General features: G+C 72.6%; 14 protein-coding genes. 2 read left to right on the forward strand and 12 right to left on the reverse strand.

The features are described from left to right. Window positions 1–59: 59 nt before the first annotated feature. Window positions 60–506, reverse strand: coding sequence for a MarR family winged helix-turn-helix transcriptional regulator (locus AC0ZLC_RS13660; protein WP_476752196.1), 447 nt, complete (start codon window positions 504–506; stop codon window positions 60–62). 89 nt (window positions 507–595) lie between these two features. Here AC0ZLC_RS13660 and AC0ZLC_RS13665 point away from each other — a divergent pair, with 89 nt between their 5' ends. Further along, entirely contained in the window at window positions 596–970 is a 375-nt protein-coding gene (locus AC0ZLC_RS13665; protein WP_358855582.1) for a cupin domain-containing protein, read from the forward strand. 21 nt (window positions 971–991) lie between these two features. Here the strand turns inward: AC0ZLC_RS13665 and AC0ZLC_RS13670 are convergent, their stop codons facing one another. Next, window positions 992–1,966: a DNA polymerase Y family protein gene (locus AC0ZLC_RS13670; RefSeq protein ID WP_476752197.1), complete on the reverse strand. Its 975-nt coding sequence runs from the start codon at window positions 1,964–1,966 to the stop codon at window positions 992–994. Next, complete coding sequence (locus AC0ZLC_RS13675; protein ID WP_476752198.1) at window positions 1,963–5,484, reverse strand: DNA polymerase III subunit alpha; 3,522 nt, start codon at window positions 5,482–5,484, stop codon at window positions 1,963–1,965. The genes AC0ZLC_RS13670 and AC0ZLC_RS13675 overlap by 4 nt, the downstream gene beginning before the upstream one ends. Window positions 5,485–5,640: 156 nt before the next feature. Here AC0ZLC_RS13675 and AC0ZLC_RS13680 point away from each other — a divergent pair, with 156 nt between their 5' ends. Beyond that, window positions 5,641–6,705, forward strand: a complete 1,065-nt coding sequence (locus tag AC0ZLC_RS13680; RefSeq protein WP_476752199.1) for an ABC-2 transporter permease — start codon at window positions 5,641–5,643, stop codon at window positions 6,703–6,705. Between the two features lie 196 nt (window positions 6,706–6,901). Here the strand turns inward: AC0ZLC_RS13680 and AC0ZLC_RS13685 are convergent, their stop codons facing one another. From AC0ZLC_RS13685 to AC0ZLC_RS13725, 9 genes are all read right to left on the reverse strand, one after another. Further along, complete coding sequence (locus AC0ZLC_RS13685; RefSeq protein WP_476752200.1) at window positions 6,902–7,804, reverse strand: S1 family peptidase; 903 nt, start codon at window positions 7,802–7,804, stop codon at window positions 6,902–6,904. A gap of 235 nt (window positions 7,805–8,039) precedes the next feature. Next, window positions 8,040–8,822 carry a DUF1684 domain-containing protein gene (locus AC0ZLC_RS13690; RefSeq protein ID WP_476752201.1) on the reverse strand — a complete coding sequence of 261 codons (783 nt, stop codon included), beginning with the start codon at window positions 8,820–8,822 and terminating at the stop codon, window positions 8,040–8,042. Window positions 8,823–8,826: 4 nt separating this feature from the next. Continuing rightward, window positions 8,827–10,137, reverse strand: coding sequence for an NtaA/DmoA family FMN-dependent monooxygenase (locus AC0ZLC_RS13695; RefSeq protein WP_476752202.1), 1,311 nt, complete (start codon window positions 10,135–10,137; stop codon window positions 8,827–8,829). Next, the gene (locus tag AC0ZLC_RS13700) at window positions 10,134–11,213 is read right to left on the reverse strand and encodes an LLM class flavin-dependent oxidoreductase (RefSeq protein ID WP_476752203.1); all 1,080 of its coding nucleotides are present in this window, start codon (window positions 11,211–11,213) and stop codon (window positions 10,134–10,136) included. Before AC0ZLC_RS13700 ends, AC0ZLC_RS13695 begins: the two co-directional genes overlap by 4 nt. 101 nt (window positions 11,214–11,314) lie before the next feature. After that, complete coding sequence (locus AC0ZLC_RS13705; RefSeq protein WP_476752204.1) at window positions 11,315–12,286, reverse strand: ABC transporter substrate-binding protein; 972 nt, start codon at window positions 12,284–12,286, stop codon at window positions 11,315–11,317. A gap of 54 nt (window positions 12,287–12,340) precedes the next feature. After that, window positions 12,341–13,093, reverse strand: coding sequence for an amino acid ABC transporter ATP-binding protein (locus AC0ZLC_RS13710; RefSeq protein WP_476752260.1), 753 nt, complete (start codon window positions 13,091–13,093; stop codon window positions 12,341–12,343). Between the two features lie 47 nt (window positions 13,094–13,140). Then, the gene (locus AC0ZLC_RS13715) at window positions 13,141–14,031 is read right to left on the reverse strand and encodes an amino acid ABC transporter permease (RefSeq protein ID WP_476752205.1); all 891 of its coding nucleotides are present in this window, start codon (window positions 14,029–14,031) and stop codon (window positions 13,141–13,143) included. Between the two features lie 249 nt (window positions 14,032–14,280). Next, window positions 14,281–16,056, reverse strand: coding sequence for an FAD/NAD(P)-binding protein (locus tag AC0ZLC_RS13720; protein WP_476752206.1), 1,776 nt, complete (start codon window positions 16,054–16,056; stop codon window positions 14,281–14,283). Next, on the reverse strand, window positions 16,053–16,898 hold the full coding sequence (locus tag AC0ZLC_RS13725; protein ID WP_476752207.1) for an amino acid ABC transporter permease: 846 nt from the start codon (window positions 16,896–16,898) through the stop codon (window positions 16,053–16,055). The genes AC0ZLC_RS13720 and AC0ZLC_RS13725 overlap by 4 nt, the downstream gene beginning before the upstream one ends. Between the last annotated feature and the right edge of the window lie 435 nt (window positions 16,899–17,333).

Consider the following 17,333-nt stretch of genomic DNA (forward strand, 5'->3'; position numbering starts at 1 on the left):
AGTGTGAAGTTACGCGTCGGCAAAAACTCGCACGGGTGACCGGGTCCTGTGGTTCGGCCTCACCACGCGGGGCGGATCGGGCCCCGGGGCGAGATGCGCGTCAACTGCGTGCACAGCCGGTCGGCTTCGTCCTCGCCCAGCAGTTCGGCCCACGGCCGCACGGCCTCCGCCGCCGCCTCCTCCGCGGCTCGCGTGCAGGCCCGTCCCCGCTCGGTCAGCACGAGCAGCCGGGCGCGGGCGTCCCCGGGGTGCGGCCGGCGCTCGACGTACCCCTTGCGGACCAGCTCGTCGACGAGCTGGCTCGCGGCCTGTTTGGTGATCCCCAGATGGGCGGCGACATCGGTGGCCGTCGCGCCGTCCGGGGCGAGCCGGGCGAACGCGAAGCCGTGTGCGGGACGCAGTCCCTCGAAGCCGCGCGCGACGACACCGGCGTGGATGCGCTGCGTCAGCTCACCGGCGACGGCGAGCAGGGCGGCGGACAGGGCCATGGCCTCGGAATTGTGCACAGGAGCATTGAAACACCCTTGACGAAGTGGTCAAGCTGCCTGACCATATAGTCAAGCAACTTGACCATATGTCCCAGTGGAGGTTCGCCATGCCCGTCGTCCGCTCGTCCGAAGCCGTCGTCCACGAGATGCACGGCGCCCGTTTCCTCTCGTACGCCGCTCCCCGCAGCGGCAGCCGGGAGCTGTGTGCCTGGCGCGGGGAGATCCCCGCGGGCACCAGGGCCCCGCTGCACACCGTGAACCGCGAGGAGATCTTCCACCTCGTCTCCGGAGAGCTTCTGGTCACCCTCGACGGCCGCACCGAGCGGATCACCGCGGGCGACGTCCTGATCGTCAACGCCGGTGCGACTCTCGGCGTGGAGAACCCCACGGGGCAGCCGGCGGTCTCCTGGGTCACCACGTCCGTCGGTCTGGAGGCGGAACTGGCCGACGGCACACGGATCACGCCCCCTTGGGCCAACTGAGGCCGCGGCGAGCGGGGCCGGCTACGCGGCCAGCGTCCCCGGCACGATCACATGCGGTCCGAATCTGGCCCGCGCCCGGTCCGCCGCCTCCTCGACCCGGCGGACCTTCTCGTCCACCGGATCGAAGGTGAGCTGGTAGGAGGCCTGTTCGGCGGGGGCCAGCCCCTCGGCGCGCAGGACGACCGCCCGCACCCGGGCGCGTTGCAGGCCGAGCGCCTCGTACATGCGGTACGCGGTGGCCGTGAGTGCCGAGGAGTGGGCGGTCGGCTCCTTCAGCGTGCGGCTGCGGGTCGTCGCGGAGCGGTCGGCGTAGCGCACGGTGAGCGTCAGCGTGCGGCACACCTGCTCCAGCGAGCGCAGCCGGGTGCCCAGCTCCTCAGTCGCGGAGAGCAGCGCCCTGCGGTGCCGTCCGGGATCCAACTCGTCCTGCGCGAAGGGGCGTTCCGTCGCCAGCGAGCGCGCCGCGGCGTTCGGGACGACGCGGCCGCGGTCGACGCCGGAGGCCTTCTCGTGCAGTTCGCGGCCGGCCCGGGCGCCGGTGAGCCGCTGGAGGGTGGACAGGGGGGCGGCGGCGACCTTGCCGAGGGTGTCGAGGCCGTACTCGCACAGGGTGCGGGCGGTGGCGGCGCCGACGCCGGGCAGTGCGGCGACCGGCTGGTCCGTGAGGAACTCCCTGACGGAGCCGGGATCGCCGGACACCACCCGGGTCCCGCCGCGCGTGGCCTGCCGCAGGGCCATGCGCGCCAGCATCGGTCCGGGGCCGGCCCCGATGACACAGTCCACGCCGTGACGCGCGAGGGCCCGCACCCGTATCACCGAGGCGAGTTCCACGACGCCCCGGCCGAAGTACCGTTCGGCGCCCCGCAGGTCCACGAGCGCCCCGTCGGGCGGCAGCGCCTCGACGACCGGAGTGAACTCCTCGAGCATGCCGATGAGTTCGGGCAGGGCGGCCTCGGACATCGGAGGCAGCTGGAAACGTACGCAGAGGATGGTCATCCCGCACTCCCCGGAGACTGGTGCCACAACTTCTTTCCCCCCGCGGGCCCTTCGCCCGCGGGTTTCAGATCGGCCCAGGGGTGCATCTGGAACCCCGTGGGCAGGCGGATGCTCCGGCCGGCCATCGGGTCCTGGGCGGCGGAGCCGGCCGGGCGGGGCCGCCCTTCCGAGCCCGCGAGCCTGGCCCGGGACGGTCCGTCGCCGTCCCGCGGAGGACCGTCGGAGCCGCCCTCGGCCGCCCTGTCCGCCCTGTCCGCCTCGGCCAGCCGTGCGGCCACGCCGTCCAGGCCCTCCTCCCGGCGCACCTCCAGCAGGTCCGCGAGGTTCCAGGCGGCGGCCCCCACCACGCTGAAGCCGCGTGAGCCGCGGCGCTGGACCACTCCGCGCACGAGGAGCAGCCAGGAGTGGAAGACGGTGTGCGCGCAGGTGTCGTGGGAGTCGTCGAAGAAGGCGAGGTCGACCAGGCCCGTGCCGTCGTCCAGCGTGGAGAAGATGACGCGTTTGCCCGAGCGGATCGGCGGGGTCTGGGTGGCCGCCTTGGCGCCGGCGACCAGGACCGTCTCACCGTTGCGCGCCTCCCGCAGCCGGCGGGCCGTGATCACGCCCAGCTCCTGGAGGAACTCCCGGTGGTCGTCCATCAGGTTGCGGGAGGTGTCCATGGAGAGGATGCCCAGCTCGGCGCTGAGCTTCTCCGCCTCGTCGAGGTCCGGCAGCCCGGCCGACGCCGTCCGCCGGCCGCCTGCCAGCGGGAGCTGGGCGCCGCGCCCGCCGCGCGCGCCCCGGTGCAGCTCCGTCAAGTGCAGTTGCAGATCACGGCGGTTGGCGCCGAACGCGTCGAGGGCGCCGACCTGTGCGAGCCGCTGGGCGAGCGGCCGGCTCGGCCGGGCCCGCTCCCAGAAGTCGAGCAGTGAGGCGTACGGCTGTCCGTCCGCGATCCGTGCCGCCTCGGCCTCGCTGATGCCGTGCACGTCGGAGAGGGCCAGCCGCACGCCCCAGACGTCCTTGACTCCCCCGTATTCAGACACCAGTTCGATACGGTGGGCGACCGCCGACCGGTTCACGTCCAGCGGCAGGATCGGCACCCCTCTGCGCCGCGCGTCCGCGAGCAGCAGCCGCTTCGGATACATCCCGGGGTCGTGCGTGAGCAGCCCCGCGTAGAAGGCGGCGGGGTGATGCGCCTTCAGCCACGCCGACTGGTACGTCGGTACGGCGAAGGCGACGGCGTGCGCCTTGCAGAAGCCGTACGAACCGAAGGCCTCGACGATCTCCCAGGTGCGCGCGATCGTCTCCGCGTCGTAGCCCTTCGCCGCCGCGTGCTGGGCGAACCAGATGCGGATCCGCCCCTGCGACTCCATGTCGGACAGCCCGCGCCGCACCCGGTCCGCCTCGTCGCGCCCGCACCCGGTCATGATGTCGACGATGTCGATGATCTGCTCGTGGAAGACGACGACTCCGTACGTCTCCTTCAGCGGACCCTCCAGGTCCCGGTGCGGATAGCGGACGGGCGCGCGGCCGTGCCGTGCCTCGATGAACGGCCGCACCATGTCGGCGGCGACCGGCCCCGGCCGGAAGAGCGAGATGTCGACGACGAGATCGTGGAAGGTCGCGGGCTGCAGCCGCCCGACCAGGTCCCGCTGGCCCGGCGACTCGATCTGGAAGCAGCCCAGCGTCTCGGTGGACTGGACGAGCCGGTACGTCGCCGGGTCGCCCTGCGGTACGGCGTCCAGGTCCACGGAGCCGCCCGTCGCCCGCTCCACCTCGGACACGGCGTGCGCCATCGCGGACTGCATCCGCACCCCGAGGACGTCGAGTTTGAGCAGCCCGAGGTCCTCGACGTCCTCCTTGTCGAACTGCGACATGGGCAGGCCCTCGCCGCTGGTCGGCATGACCGGCGTACGGGAGAGGAGGGAGGCGTCGGAGAGAAGAACCCCGCACGGGTGCATGGCGACGCCGCGCGGCAGGGCGTCGAGCGCCTCGACCAGCTCCCACAGCCGCCCGTACTTCTCCTTCTCCCCGGCCAGCTGCCGCAGTTCGGGCAGTTCGTCCAGGGCGGCGCGGGCGTCGCGGGCGCGGATGTGCGGGAAGGACTTGGCGATCCGGTCGATGTCGGCCGGGTCCATGGACAGCGCGGCGCCCACGTCGCGGATGGCGTGCCGGACGCGGTAGGTCTCGGGCATCGCGACGGTCGCGACCCGCTCGGTGCCGAACCGGCCGATGATCGCCCGGTAGACCTCGATCCGGCGCGCGGACTCCACGTCGATGTCGATGTCGGGCAGCACCGAGCGGCGCTTGGACAGGAACCGCTCCATCAGCAGCCCGTGCTCGACGGGGTCGGCGTGCGCGATGCCGAGGAGGTGGTTGACCAGCGAGCCGGCACCGGAACCGCGTGCGGCGACCCGGATCCCCATCTCCCGCACGTCGTCCACGACTTGGGCGACCGTCAGGAAGTAGGAGGCGAAGTTGTGGTGGGCGATGATGTCGAGTTCCCGGTGCATCCGCTCCCAGTAGTCCCGGCGCCCGGCGTAGCCGCGCAGCACCATGCCCGCCGCCGCCCGGGAGGCCAGGGCGCGCTGGGCGGTGCGGCGGCCCGCCCCGACGAGGTGGGGCTCGGGGAAGTGGACGGTCCCGATGCCGAGGTCGTCCTCGGGGTCGACGAGGCACTCGGCGGCGGTGGCCTGCGTCTGTTCGAGCAGCCGGTACGCGGTGTCGCGGCGGAAGCCGGCGGCCTCGACGATCCGCTCGGCGGCGCCCAGCATGGCGCCCGGGTCCTTGAGCCAGGCCTCGCCGCTGTCCAGCTCGCGCCGGGGGTCGACGGGGACGAGGCGGCGGGCGGCGTCCAGGACGTCGGCGACCGGGCCCATGCCGGGATCGGCGTACCGGACGGCGTTGCTGAGCACCGGGCGCACCCCCTGCTCGGCCGCGAAGCCGACGGTGCGCGCGGCCAGCCGCAGGGAGCCGGGGCCGGTGCCCGCCCGGCCGTGCCACACGGCTTCCAGCCGCAGGGCGTCGCCGTAGCCCTCCCGCCACGGCGTGAGCAGTGCCGCGGCCCGGTCGGGACGGCCGGCGGCGAGCGCGCGGCCGACGTCCGAGGCGGGGCCCAGCAGGACGGTCAGCCCCTCGGCGTGGTTGTCCGCCCGGGGCAGCAGCGGCGGGCCCTCACCGCCCTGCGATGCCGTAACGATTCTGCAGAGGTCCGCCCAGCCGGCCGCACCGTCCCGGGCGAGGAAGGTCGCGCGGGGTGCCGACTCGTCGACGAAGGCGCCGCCGCGGACCGGGGTGCGGCGCTTCTCCCCGCGTCCGGGCTCGCCCACCGCGAGCTCGGCACCGAACAGCGGACGGACGCCCGCCTTCGCGCACGCCTTGGCGAACCGGACCGCGCCCGCGACGCTGTCCCGGTCGGTGAGCGCGAGGGCGTCCATGCCCCGCTCGGCGGCACGCCCGGCCAGCCGCTCCGGGTGCGAGCCCCCGTACCGCACGGAGAACCCGGAGACGGTGTGCAGATGCGTGAACCCCGGCACACGCACCTCCCGCACCCGTGAGCCCCTGGCCGGGCTCTCGAACATTAGTTCCCAACTGCCTCACCTCCACCATAGACCAATTTTCGAACAAGCGTGCTACATCCATTCGGGCCTGTCCCACCTGCGCAAACAGCGGGCCGCCCGGAGCGTGGGGGCATGACGCAGACAGCCGGTGCCGGTACCCCGCGTACGTCCTTTCTCACCGAGGTGAGGGACGCGGTCACCCCACGGGCCACGCTCCTCGTCATCGGAGTGATCGCCCTCCAGCTGCTCTTCGTCGCCTCCTACGTGGGCGCGCTGCACGACCCGAGACCCAGGGACGTGCCCTTCGGAGTCGTCGCGCCCCAGGCGGCGGCGGCCGAGCAGACGGTGAGCAGGCTGCGGCAGATCCCGGGCGGGCCGCTGGACGCGCGGACGGTCCCCGACGCGGCCGCGGCACGCCGGCAGATCATGAACCGCGACATCGACGGCGCGCTGGTGGTCGACCCGTCCGGCACCACCGACACACTGCTGGTCGCCTCCGGCGGGGGCGCGGCCCTCGCCAACACGCTGGGCACCCTCACCACCGCCCTGGAGAAGAGCGAGCGGCGCACGGTCCGGGTGGTCGACCTGGCCCCGGCCTCCGAACAGGACTTCGACGGGCTCTCGTCCTTCTACCTGGTCGTCGGCTGGTGCGTCGGCGGCTATCTCGCCGCGTCGATCCTGGCGATCAGCTCGGGCGCCCGGCCGGCCAACCCGCGCCGCGCGGCGATCCGGCTCGCCGTGATGGCCCTCATCGCGGTCACCGGCGGGCTCGGCGGCGCGGTCATCGTCGGGCCGGTCCTCGGCGCCCTGCCCGGCAGCGTCTGGGCGCTGTGGGGTCTCGGGGCGCTGATCACCTTCGCGGTCGGCGCGGCCACGCTGGCCCTGCAGGGCCTCTTCGGGATCGTCGGGATCGGGCTCGCCATCCTGCTGATCGTGATCGCGGGCAACCCGAGCGCGGGCGGCGCCTTCCCGCTGCCCATGCTGCCGCCCTTCTGGAAGGCGATCGGGCCGGCCCTGCCGCCCGGCGCCGGCACCTGGGCCGCCCGCTCGATCGCCTACTTCAAGGGCAACGACGTGACCGTCTCGCTGCTGGTGCTCTCCGCCTGGGCGGTGGTGGGAAGCGCGGTGACCCTCCTCGCGGCGTCCCTGCGCGAGAAGCGCCGTGCCCCGGCCGAGGTCTCCCCCCGGCCCGGGTGACCGGCCCGCACCACGACGAAGTCCCGCCACCACGACCGCTGGGTGCGGGACTCCCGCCGGAAGGGTGAACCGTCGCCGATCCGGGCACCGGTCGCCGAGAGTGCCCCGGCGACCGGCGAGCCCCCGCACGCCGGTCGCGTGCGGGGGCCCGGGTGCCGCCGGCTGCGTCCGGCCGTACGGGTGCGGTGCGCCTGTCTCAGTAGACGTGGACGCCGTAGGCGCTGAGGGCCTCGGTGACCGGCTGGAAGAACGTCGTACCGCCGGAGGAGCAGTTGCCGCTGCCGCCGGAGGTCAGACCGTAGGCGGTGGAGCCGCCGTACAGCGGGCCGCCGGAGTCTCCGGGCTCGGCGCAGACCGTGGTCTGGATCAGGCCGTAGACGACGTCGCCGCTGCCGTAGTTGACCGTCGCGTTGAGCGCGGTGACCCGGCCGCTGTGCGTGCCGGTCGTGGAGCCGCGACGGTAGACGGTGGTGCCGACGGACGGCGTGGCCGCGCTGGCGATGTCCTGGCTGCCCACCGCGCCGGACTTGGTGACCGACGAGTTGGTGTACCGGACGATGCCGTAGTCGTTGGTCGGGAAGCTGGAGCCCGTGGTCGTGCCGAGCGTGGTGGTGTGCGCGGAGTTCGACCACCACGTGCCCGCGCCGTCGGTGCAGTGACCGGCGGTGAGGAAGTAGTAGTTCCCGCTGTTGTCCTGGACGTTGAAGCCCAGCGAGCAGCGCCAGCTACTCGCATAGATGGCGTCGCCGCCGGAGATCAGCTTGTTGAACTTGCCCGGGGTGTGCTTGATGGTGAGGGCGTCGGCGTTGCTGCCGGCGTCCCGCTTGATCTGCGCGATCTCGGCCTTCGACACCGTGCTGTCGACGGTGACGACGACGCGGTTGGTCTTCTGGTCGACCGCCCAGGCGGTGCCCGCGATGTCGGAGGCGAGCACCGACTTGTTCACCTTGCTCAGCTGGGTGGCGCTGAAGGTGTGCACGTCGGACGCGCTCGCGTTGGGGACCGCGAACGATGCGGCGGCCACGAGTCCGGTGCTCACGGCGATCAGCCGGGACCGTCTCGATATGCCGCTGCGGGGGGTGGTGCGCTTGATCCTCACGTGTCGTTCCTCCGAAGGGAAGTCGGGGGCCCGCGTGGGGTCGGGGCCCGTGAGGCGCAGCCAGGGGTCCGTCCGGATTCCGAACAAGGCGTGCCCCTGACAAGCGCTGTGGGGAATATTCGGCTGCACGGCCGACCGGCGCAAGGGCGCCTTTCGGCCGTGCAGCGTTCAACTTGCGCTCACCACAAGGGAGTTGATCAGCGAACCCTCCGCGCCCCGGCTTCCCCGAGCGGGTTCACCGCAGTCTGCGCTCCCCCGCCTCGATCGCCGTGCCCAGCGTGTTCCCGGGCGGCGGGAAGGGGCAGACGAAGTGGTCGGCGAAGGCGCACGGCGGCAGCAGCGAGCGGTTGAAGTCCACCGTCGTACCGCCGTCGGCGTCCGGTGCCGCGGGGCGCAGGAACCGGAAGCGGTAACTGCCGTTCCCGCTGGTGGTGTCGGCGAAGACGGCCCAGAGCGTGCCGTCGCCCTCGACCGACACCTGGAGGGTGAGGTCCTGTCCGTCCAGCGTGAAGGCGAGCACTCCGCCGAGCCCCAGACCCCGGGTCCGGCCGTCCACGTTCTCGACCCGCACGGTGCGGCTCTCGCCGTAGGGCGTGAAGTGTCCGGGCACCGACCAGCGGGCGTCGTACGGGGTGGCGTCGATGCCCTGGAAGGCCCGCCGCGCCGGGGACGCCGGGTCGAAGTCGCGTACGCCCCAGACCCCTTCGCGGGCGAGGACGACGAGCCGGCGCTCACCGTGTCCGACCCTGGCGGCGGCGGCCGGTCCCGAGTCGGCCACCAGCCGGATCTCGCCACCGAAGGGCGCTCCGTCGACGGTGAGGCCGTCGGTCTCCCCGGCCGTCAGCACTACCGCGTCGCCCTCGGCGGCCCACCGCCCCGGGATGTCCGGAAGTCGACCCTCCGGATAATCCTCCAGCCAGTGCGTGCCCGTCAGGGAGAGCGGGCCGTAGGGCGCCGTCACCGTCTCGGTGCGCTGCTCGTGCCAGTGCTTCCAGTCCTGGGATGCGTCCGTCGTCATGTGATCAACCCTTCCATACCGGATCCGGCAACCCGAGGTGCGAGCGCAGCGTCGTCCCGGTGTATTCCGTACGGAACGCGCCCCGCTCCTGGAGCAGCGGGACCACCTTGTCCACGAACTCGTCGAGCCCGCCCGGTGTCAGGTGCGGCACGAGGATGAAGCCGTCGGCGGCGTCGGTCCGCACGAACTCGTCGAGATCGGCGGCGACCGCCTCCGGGGTGCCGATGAAGGACTGGCGGCCGGTCGCCTCGATCACGGTCTCCCGGATGGACAGCCCCTTCGCGCGCGACAGGGCACGCCACCTGGCGGCGATGGCGAAGGGGTCGCCTAGCCGGGTCCGGCCCTGCGCGAGTTCGGAGTCCGGCACCGGGTCGAGGTCGGGAAGGGGCCCGTCCGGGTCGTACGAGGCGAGGTCGACGCCCCAGATCTGCTCCAGCGCGAGGAGCGCGTTCTGCGGGGAGACCTGCCGGCGGCGGATCCCGTACGCCTTCTCCTGGGCCTCGGCGGCGGTGTCGCCGAGCACGACGGTCACGCCCGGCATGATCTTGAGGTCCTCGGGTGCGCGCCCGTACGCCGCCAGCCGCCCCTTCACGTCGGCGTAGAACGCGCGGCCCGCCTCCAGGGTGCCGTGCCGGGTGAAGATGACGTCGGCGGCGGACGCGGCGAACTCCCGCCCCTCCGGCGAGTCCCCGGCCTGGATGACGACGGGGTGCCCCTGCGGGGAGCGGGGCACGGTGAACTCACCCGTGATGTCGAAGTGGCGGCCCCGGTGGGCGAACGGGCGCGGCACGCCGTCCGGTGTCCAGGAGTCCCACAACTCCCGTGCTGTGGCCACGAATTCGGCGGCGCGGGTGTACCTGTCTGCGTGGTCGAGGTAGCCGCCGCGGCGGAAGTTCTCGCCGGTGAAGGCGTCGGAGGAGGTGACCACGTTCCAGGCGGCCCGGCCGGCGCTGAGGTGGTCCAGTGTGGCGAGCCTGCGGGCGAGTTCGTACGGCTCGTTGAAGGTGGCGTTGACCGTGGCGGCGAGCCCGAGCCGCTCGGTGACGGCGGCGAGGGCGTTCAGGACGGTGAGGGACTCGGGCCGGCCCACGACGTCGAGGTCGTGGATGCGCCCCTTGTGCTCCCGCAGCCGCAGCCCCTCGGCGAGGAAGAAGAAGTCGAACAGACCGCGTTCGGCGGTGCGGGCGAGGCGCTCGAAGGACGTGAAGTCGATCTGCGACCCCGACCGCGGGTCGGCCCACACCGTGGTGTTGTTGACGCCCGGGAAGTGGGCCGCCAGATGGATCTGTTTGCGCGCGGACGGACGGACGGTCATGACGCTCCCCCTGCCACGGCGTACTGGTTGACGGGCCGCGCCAGTCCCAGGTGTTCCCTGAGCGTGCTGCCCGGATAGAAGGTGCGGAACAGGCCGCGGTGCTGGAGCAGCGCGACCGTGCCGTTCACGAGCCGCTCGAGGTCACGGCGCGGCGCGACGGGTGTGAGATGGAAGCCGTCGGCGGCACCGGCCTCGTGCCAGGCGGCGATCAGTTCGGCGAGGTCCACGGGGCCGCCGCGGTACAGGGGACCCTGCGCGGTCTGCCGGGGCCCTCCCCCGCCGTGGCCGGGGTCCGCCGCGTGCTCGCCGTCACCGAGGTCGACGGTGAGACCGGCGAGGACACGCAGCGCGTCCGGGTCACGGCCCGACCGCGCGGCGGCTTCCCGCAGTTCGGTGCGGAGCGCGTCGGCCTGGGCGGCGTTCACGGCCCGGACGATCGCCACGTCCGCGTGGCGGGCCGCGACCCGCCGGGCGTGTTCCCCGGTCGCGTCGACGACCCGGACGGGGTGGCCCTGGGGGGGCCGCGGCACGATGGAGGGGCCCTTCACGGAGAAGGTGGTGCCCTGGAAGTCGACGTGGTGCAGCTTGTCCCGGTCGATGAAGCGGCCGGTCGCCCGGTCGCGTATCTCGGCGTCGTCCTCCCAGCTGTCCCAGAGCCGGGCGGCCACGTCGGCGACCTCGCCGGCCTCCTGCCAGAGCGCCTCGGCGGGCGCGGCGCGGCGCCGCCCGAACAGCCGGGCCTCGCCCTCGGTCGTCGACACGTCCAGGCGCCAGCCGGCCCGGCCGCGGCTGACCCAGTCCAGGGTCGCCACGGCCGCCTGGACGTGGAAGGGCTCGGTGTGCGTGGTCGTCACCGTCGGCACCAGGCCGATCCGGGTGGTGGCGGGCGCGACCCGGGACAGCACGGAGAGCGCGTCGGGTCCGGGCCGCGCGAAGGTGTCGCCGAGCGTCACGAAGTCGAGGGCACCGCGCTCCGCGAGCCGGGCCGACTCCACGTACGGGGCGGCGTCGTGGGCCGCCTCCTGGTCGAGGGCGGCGGCCAGGTGCAGAAGCCCCCGGCCGTTCGGTGCGGTCATGGGGTGAACCTTTCTGATGATGGAGCCGCCCGCCCCCGTGGCGGCGGGCGGGGCGGCGGAGGACCGGCGGCCGGCGCGAGGTGCGCGACCGCCGGTGACGCTCAGGTCTTCGGGAGGCCGGGCGGGTTGATCTCGGACTTGCGCACCGCCTCGCTCGTGAGCCCCCAGCGCTTCAGCACCCGCGCGTAGGAACCGTCCTCGATCACGTGGTCGAGAGCCGCCGCGTAGGCGTCGACGAGGCCGCTGCCCTTCTTGGTGGTCGCGGCGATCTTGCCCTGGAGCTTGTCGCCGGCGCCGGAGAGCGTGCCGACGATCTCGCTCTGGCCGGCGGACGCGACGTGGTAGGCGGCGGACGGGCTGGGGCCGAGATAGGCGTCGATGCGGCCGGACTGGAGCGCCAGGTAGTAGTCCGTGTCCTTCTGGAAGTACTTGATGGAGACGGGCTTGCGGCCCGCCTTCTCGTTCTGTCTGCTCCAGTCGACGAGGATTTTCTCCTGGTTGGTGCCGGAGGACACGGCGACGGTCTTGCCGGCCACGTCCTTCGGCCCCTCGACCTTCCAGGACGTGCCCTTCTTCGCCTCGAAGGCGATGTTGTCGAGGCGGTAGGTCGCGAAGTCGTACTTCTCCTTGCGCTCCTCGGTGACGGTGACATTGGAGAAGACGGCGTCGAACTTGCCGCTGTCGAGGCCGACGAAGAGGTTCTCCCAGGAGACCTCGTCGTTGTCGAGCTTCAGCCCGAGGGTGTCGGCGACCAGCGTCGCGAGGTCGATCTCGGAGCCGATGCGGGTCTTGTCGTCGGTCGCGTAGAAGCCGAGCGGCGGCGAGGCGTCGGCGCTCTGGCCGAGCTTCAGCGTGCCGCGCTCGCGGATCGCCGCCGGGACGAGGGCGGCGATCTCGTCGACCTTCTCGCCGCGGATGCGGTGCTGGTCGGGGCCGGTGTTGAGGCCGCCGACCTTCTTGGTGCCGGCGGCGCCCGTCCCGGTCGCCGCGTCGCTGTCACCGCCGCAGGCGCTGAGCAGGGGGACGGCGACGAGTGCGGCGAGCGAGGCGGCGAAGACGCGTCGGGACAGCATGGTGGAACTCCTCATGGTTGAAAGGGGACTTGGCGACAAAGGAAGAAGGGGCGGTCAGAGGACCTTGGAGAGGAACGCGCGGGTGCGTTCGTGCCCCGGGCGGTCGAGTACGTCGCCGGGCGTGCCCTGCTCGACGATGCGGCCGTCGTCCATGAAGACGACGGTGTCGGCGACCTCGCGGGCGAAGCCGATCTCGTGGGTGACGACGATCATCGTGGTGCCCTGGTGGGCGAGGTCCTTGATGACATCGAGCACCTCGCCGACCAGCTCGGGGTCGAGTGCCGAGGTCGGCTCGTCGAAGAGCAGCAGCTTCGGCTCCAGGGCGAGCGCGCGGGCGATGGCGACGCGCTGCTGCTGGCCGCCCGACAGCTGCTTGGGGTAGGCATCGGCCTTGTCGGCCAGCCCGACCCGGTCCAGCAGCGTCCGGGCACTCGCCACGGCGGCCTTGCTCGGGCGCTTCAGCGCGGACACCGGCGCCTCGACGACGTTGTCCAGCACGGTGAGGTGCGGGAAGAGGTTGAAGTTCTGGAAGACGAAGCCGATACGGGTGCGCTGCCTGAGAATCTCGCGCTCGCGCAGCTCGTACAGCTTGTCGCCGGAGCGCCGGTAGCCGACGAGCGCGCCGTCGACACTGATCCAGCCCTGGTCCACCTTCTCCAGGTGGTTGATGGTGCGCAGCAGCGTCGACTTGCCGGAGCCGGAGGGGCCGAGGATCACGGTGACCTCCCCCGCCCTCACTTCGAGGTCGACGCCCTTCAGCACCTCGAGCGAACCGAAGCTCTTGTGGACGGACTTGATGTCGACCATGGCGGTGTCCGGGCCGGCGGGGGTGCCGGCGGACTCGGCGGGCGCGCTCATCGGGCGGTTCCTTTCGCGAAGTGACGTTCCACGTAGTGCTGGAGGATCGAGAGCGCCGTGGTCAGGAGGATGTACCAGGCGGTGGCGACCATGAGCAGCGGGACGACCCGGCCGTTGCGTCCGTAGATCACCTGGACCTGGTAGAAGAGTTCGCCGATCGCCATCACCGAGACGATCGAGGTGCCCTTGAAGAGGGAGATCACCTCGTTGGCCGCGTTGGGCAGGATCGAGCGCATGGCCTGCGGCAGGACGATCCGCCGGATCTGCCGGAGCCGCGGGATACCGAGGGCGGCGGCCGCCTCCAACTGGCCGCCGTCGACGGCCAGTACGCCACCCCGGACGATCTCGGCCGCGTACGCCGCCTGGTGCAGGGCGAGCCCGAGCACGGCCGCGCTCATCGCCCCGACCAGCCCCATCGTGTCGAAGGAGAAGAAGCCGGGCCCGAACGGGATGCCGAACTGCAGTTCCTTGTACAGGTAGGCCAGGTTGAACCAGAAGAGCAGCTGCACGATGAGCGGGATGGAGCGGAACGCCCAGATGTAGGCGAAGGCCACACCCTTCAGGAACGGGCTGGCCGACAGCCGCATGAAGGCGAGCACGATGCCGAGCGCGAACCCCAGCGCCGTGCCGTAGAAGGTCAGTTGCAGAGTGACCCAGACCGCCTTGAGGACCACGTCGGCCGTGAAGAACTCGGCGAACACCTCCCACTCCCAGCCGGGGTTGGTGGCGAGTCCGTGCACGAACTGGGCGAGCAGCACGGCGGTCACGACGACGGCGGCCCAGCGCCAGGGGTGGCGCACGGGCACGACCTCGAGCGTGCCGGGATCGTCCGGCTCGGCAGCCGGGGCGGCAAGGGACGGACGGGGTGGATCGCTGGTCAGGGACATGGGTTCCTCGGACGTGGTGGACGCGGGCGGAGGTTCGGACGAGGGCGGGGCCGGCATGGCGTGCCGCCGGCCAAGGAGCCGGGCGGGCACGCCCTCGGCCGCGGGAGCGGCCGGTCCCGGGGCGTTCGGGGAACGGCGCGGCACGGCGGCGCGGGCTCTGCGGGCGCCGTGCGGGGTACCGCCCCGTCAGGGGCCGGTACGGCCGGGCCGGGCACCCGCAAGCGCGCGGGACCCCGGTCGGCGGCGCCGTCAGGCGGCGACGCGACAGGACAGGGCGCGCAGGAACGCCAGCGCGGCGCGGGCGGCGGCGTCGTTCTGCCGGAAGGCGGGACCTCCGGTACGCGGCCGGGTGAAGGCGCCCGAGCCCCGGGCGTCGGTGTGCGGGCCGAGCGCGAAGCGCCGGGGGTGCGGGGTGCCCGAGCGGTCCAGGATCCGGCCGTCGCCGGGGTGCACGGCGAGCAGCCCCTCGGGGGTCGCCGCGGCACCCTCGGCGTACAGCGCACGCAGCAGGGAGTCACCGGTGCGCTCGGCCGTGGGATGCGGCAGCCGCGCCTCGACCAGCGCGCGGGCCTCGGTCACCGAGCCCGGCACCGTGGCACTGCGCGCCCGGAAGACACCGTCCTCGGCGGCGACGGTCATGTCCGCGCCCACGAAGGAGAGGATCCCGGCCCGGGACAGGGCGAGCAGTTGCCGAAGCCGGGGTCCGGGCGGCCCGGACGCCAGACAGCTGAAGAAGCCGTGCCACCAGGAGCCGATGTCGCCGAGCCGGACCAGCTGACCGTAGACCGAGAGCAGCCCGAGGAAGACGGCCAGGTCCGGGCTGTGCGCGGCGTCGTGACGCCGCGTCAGGTCCTGCTCGATGTAGGTGCGCAGTCCGTCCTGGAGCTCCTCGGGCGAGGAGTACCGCACCCCGTCGAGCGGACGGTCGAGGGCGGCGAGGTCCAGCCGGTCGGCGGGATCGGGCACGGCGGACGCCACCAGAGCCCTGATACCGGCGCCGTCCCCGGCCGCGTACTTCTCCTCGAAGTCCGTCCAGGCCATCCGGGTCCTGTCGGGGTGGGCCGTGAACAGCCGGTGGTAGTGCGCGAACCCCAGTTCCTTCTCGACCAGCGGCCACACGTCCCGGCGGAAGTCGAATCCGGCCGGGCGCGCGAGGAGTGCGTCGATCTCGGCGGGCCCCAGGAAGCGCGGCAGCGGCGGGCGTTCGCCCTCCCAGTCGTAGCCGATCTTGGAGTGGTAGGGGACACCGCGCCGGGAGCCGACGTGCAGGACCGGCTCGCGCCCGGACGGCACGTACTCCCCCCGCTCGAACCGCCCGCCACGCCCCTCGGTGAGCAGCACGACCAGGTCGACGAAGGCCAGCCCGAAGCCGCGCACGAGGACGGGCTCGCCGGGCGCGAGGGCGGACAGATCGCTGTCGGCGGTGAAGTCCGGCGGCAGGTGGACCAGTCCGTGGTCGTGCGCGTAGGCCGACAACGCGCTCTGTTCAGGGTCGAGTTCGGCATCGAGGTGGCCCAGGGCGAGGACGACGACGTCGGCCGGGAGCGGACGGGCCCGGCCCGCCAGCCACACCTGCTGGCGGCCCTCGCGCGGGCCGTCGACGCGTACGGCCCGCCGCGGGTGGTGGTGGACGTGGATTCCCGGCGGCAGGGCGGCCACGGTCTGCTCGAACACCCAACGCAGATAGGCGCCCTGCCGCCGCCGGCCGGCGAAGGTCCGCCCGTCGATGCCGGCCCACTCGTGCAGCGTGGGCCCCTCGCGGACGGGTCCCGCCATGCCGACGGTCTCGTCGGTGAACATCGTGACGTCCTGGGCCTGCGAGTTCATCCAGAGCAGCGGCGACTGCTCCTCCCGCCAGATGCGCCCGCCGCCCGGCGGATAGGGGTCGACCAGATGGATGTCGAGGCCCGAACCGGCGTACAGCTCGGGCGCGTTGGCGGCGATCCGCTCCAGCAGTCCGGTTCCGCGGGGTCCGGCACCGACGATGACGAGGGACGGCCGCGCCGCCGGGTCCTGGGCGCTCATCGGACACGCTCCGAACCACGGGCGTAGCGCTTCTCCACGTAGTACTGGCCGACGCTGAGCACCGAGGTGACGACGACGTACCAGAGGGTGGCCACCATCAGGAGGGGCATGACCTGGTAGGTGCGGTGGTAGACCAGCTGCACCGAGTAGAGCAGGTCCTGCACGGCGATGACGCTGACGATGGAGGTGCCCTTGAGGGTGCCGATCAGCATGTTCCCGGCGGGCGGCACGATGGCGCGCATCGCCTGCGGCAGCACGATCTTCCACCAGCGCCGCCACCGGCTCAGCCCCAGCGCCTGCGCGGCCTCGATCTGCCCGCGGTCGACGGAGAGGATGCCGCCTCGCACCACCTCGGCCGCATAGGCGGCCTCGTGCAGGGTGAGGCCGACGATCGCGACGGTGACCGGGCCCAGCAGATCGACCGTCCGCACGCCGAGGATCTGCGGGTACAGCGCACCGATGTTGAACCAGAACAGCAGCTGCACCAGGATCGGCATCGACCGGAAGAGCCAGACGTATCCCCAACTCACCGAACGCAGCACGGGGTTCGCGGACAGCCGGCCCGCCGCCAGCAGGGTGCCCAGCGCGAAGCCGAGTGCCATCACGAGCGCGGTCAGCCAGAGGGTGAGCCCGAGGCCGCGCAGTACGGAGGCCGAGGTGAAGTAGTCGCCGACGACGTCCCACTGGAACGCGTCGTTGCGGGCGACGGAGTTGAGGGCGAGCCCGAGCAGGACCAGGACGGCGACGGCGGCCGCCCACTGGCCGGGGCGGCGTCGCGGGACGATGCGCAGGGGCGCCGCTCTTTGCGGTGCGGCCACCTCGGTGAGGGTGTCGGAGGACATGCGAAGACTCCGTGATGCGTCGAGTCGAACACGGGTGATGCCTTCACACGGGTCACTCGGGCGCCGCGAGGGCGCCACACGGCCGAGCCCCTCAGCAGGGCCGTCCGCCGAGAGTACGGGGGCATTTCCCCCCGCTGTCAAGGCTGTCCACACTGTGAGCGGTACGTCTCAGGCCGGTTGACGCGGAAACGGATGCCTGTTCCACTTGGGTCCATGCATTCGCAGCAGTGGCTGGTCACGCGCTCCCACATCGACTTCGGTCGAGTGTGGTCCTCGTCCTGTTGAGCTGACCGCCGGCGCCCTCTCTCCTGGGCGCCCTCTGCGTTTCTCCGGCGCCTGAGCGCCGTCCACCGACGCCTTCACACGCGTACCCGGCGCCTCCCCTCGCGCCTGCTCCCTTTCTGAACGGTCAGCCGTGCTGCCCGCCTGCCCGCA

This window comes from Streptomyces sp. GLSS-08 (genome assembly GCF_056387915.1).

Coding starts and splice junctions, on each gene's coding strand:
- AC0ZLC_RS13665 (WP_358855582.1), top strand. CDS start 596: ATGCCCGTCGTCCGCTCGTCCGAAGCCGTCGTCCACGAGATGCACGGC.
- AC0ZLC_RS13670 (WP_476752197.1), bottom strand. CDS start 1,966: ATGACCATCCTCTGCGTACGTTTCCAGCTGCCTCCGATGTCCGAGGCC.
- AC0ZLC_RS13680 (WP_476752199.1), top strand. CDS start 5,641: ATGACGCAGACAGCCGGTGCCGGTACCCCGCGTACGTCCTTTCTCACC.
- AC0ZLC_RS13690 (WP_476752201.1), bottom strand. CDS start 8,822: ATGACGACGGACGCATCCCAGGACTGGAAGCACTGGCACGAGCAGCGC.
- AC0ZLC_RS13695 (WP_476752202.1), bottom strand. CDS start 10,137: ATGACCGTCCGTCCGTCCGCGCGCAAACAGATCCATCTGGCGGCCCAC.
- AC0ZLC_RS13700 (WP_476752203.1), bottom strand. CDS start 11,213: ATGACCGCACCGAACGGCCGGGGGCTTCTGCACCTGGCCGCCGCCCTC.
- AC0ZLC_RS13705 (WP_476752204.1), bottom strand. CDS start 12,286: ATGCTGTCCCGACGCGTCTTCGCCGCCTCGCTCGCCGCACTCGTCGCC.
- AC0ZLC_RS13710 (WP_476752260.1), bottom strand. CDS start 13,093: ATGGTCGACATCAAGTCCGTCCACAAGAGCTTCGGTTCGCTCGAGGTG.
- AC0ZLC_RS13715 (WP_476752205.1), bottom strand. CDS start 14,031: ATGTCCCTGACCAGCGATCCACCCCGTCCGTCCCTTGCCGCCCCGGCT.
- AC0ZLC_RS13720 (WP_476752206.1), bottom strand. CDS start 16,056: ATGAGCGCCCAGGACCCGGCGGCGCGGCCGTCCCTCGTCATCGTCGGT.
- AC0ZLC_RS13725 (WP_476752207.1), bottom strand. CDS start 16,898: ATGTCCTCCGACACCCTCACCGAGGTGGCCGCACCGCAAAGAGCGGCG.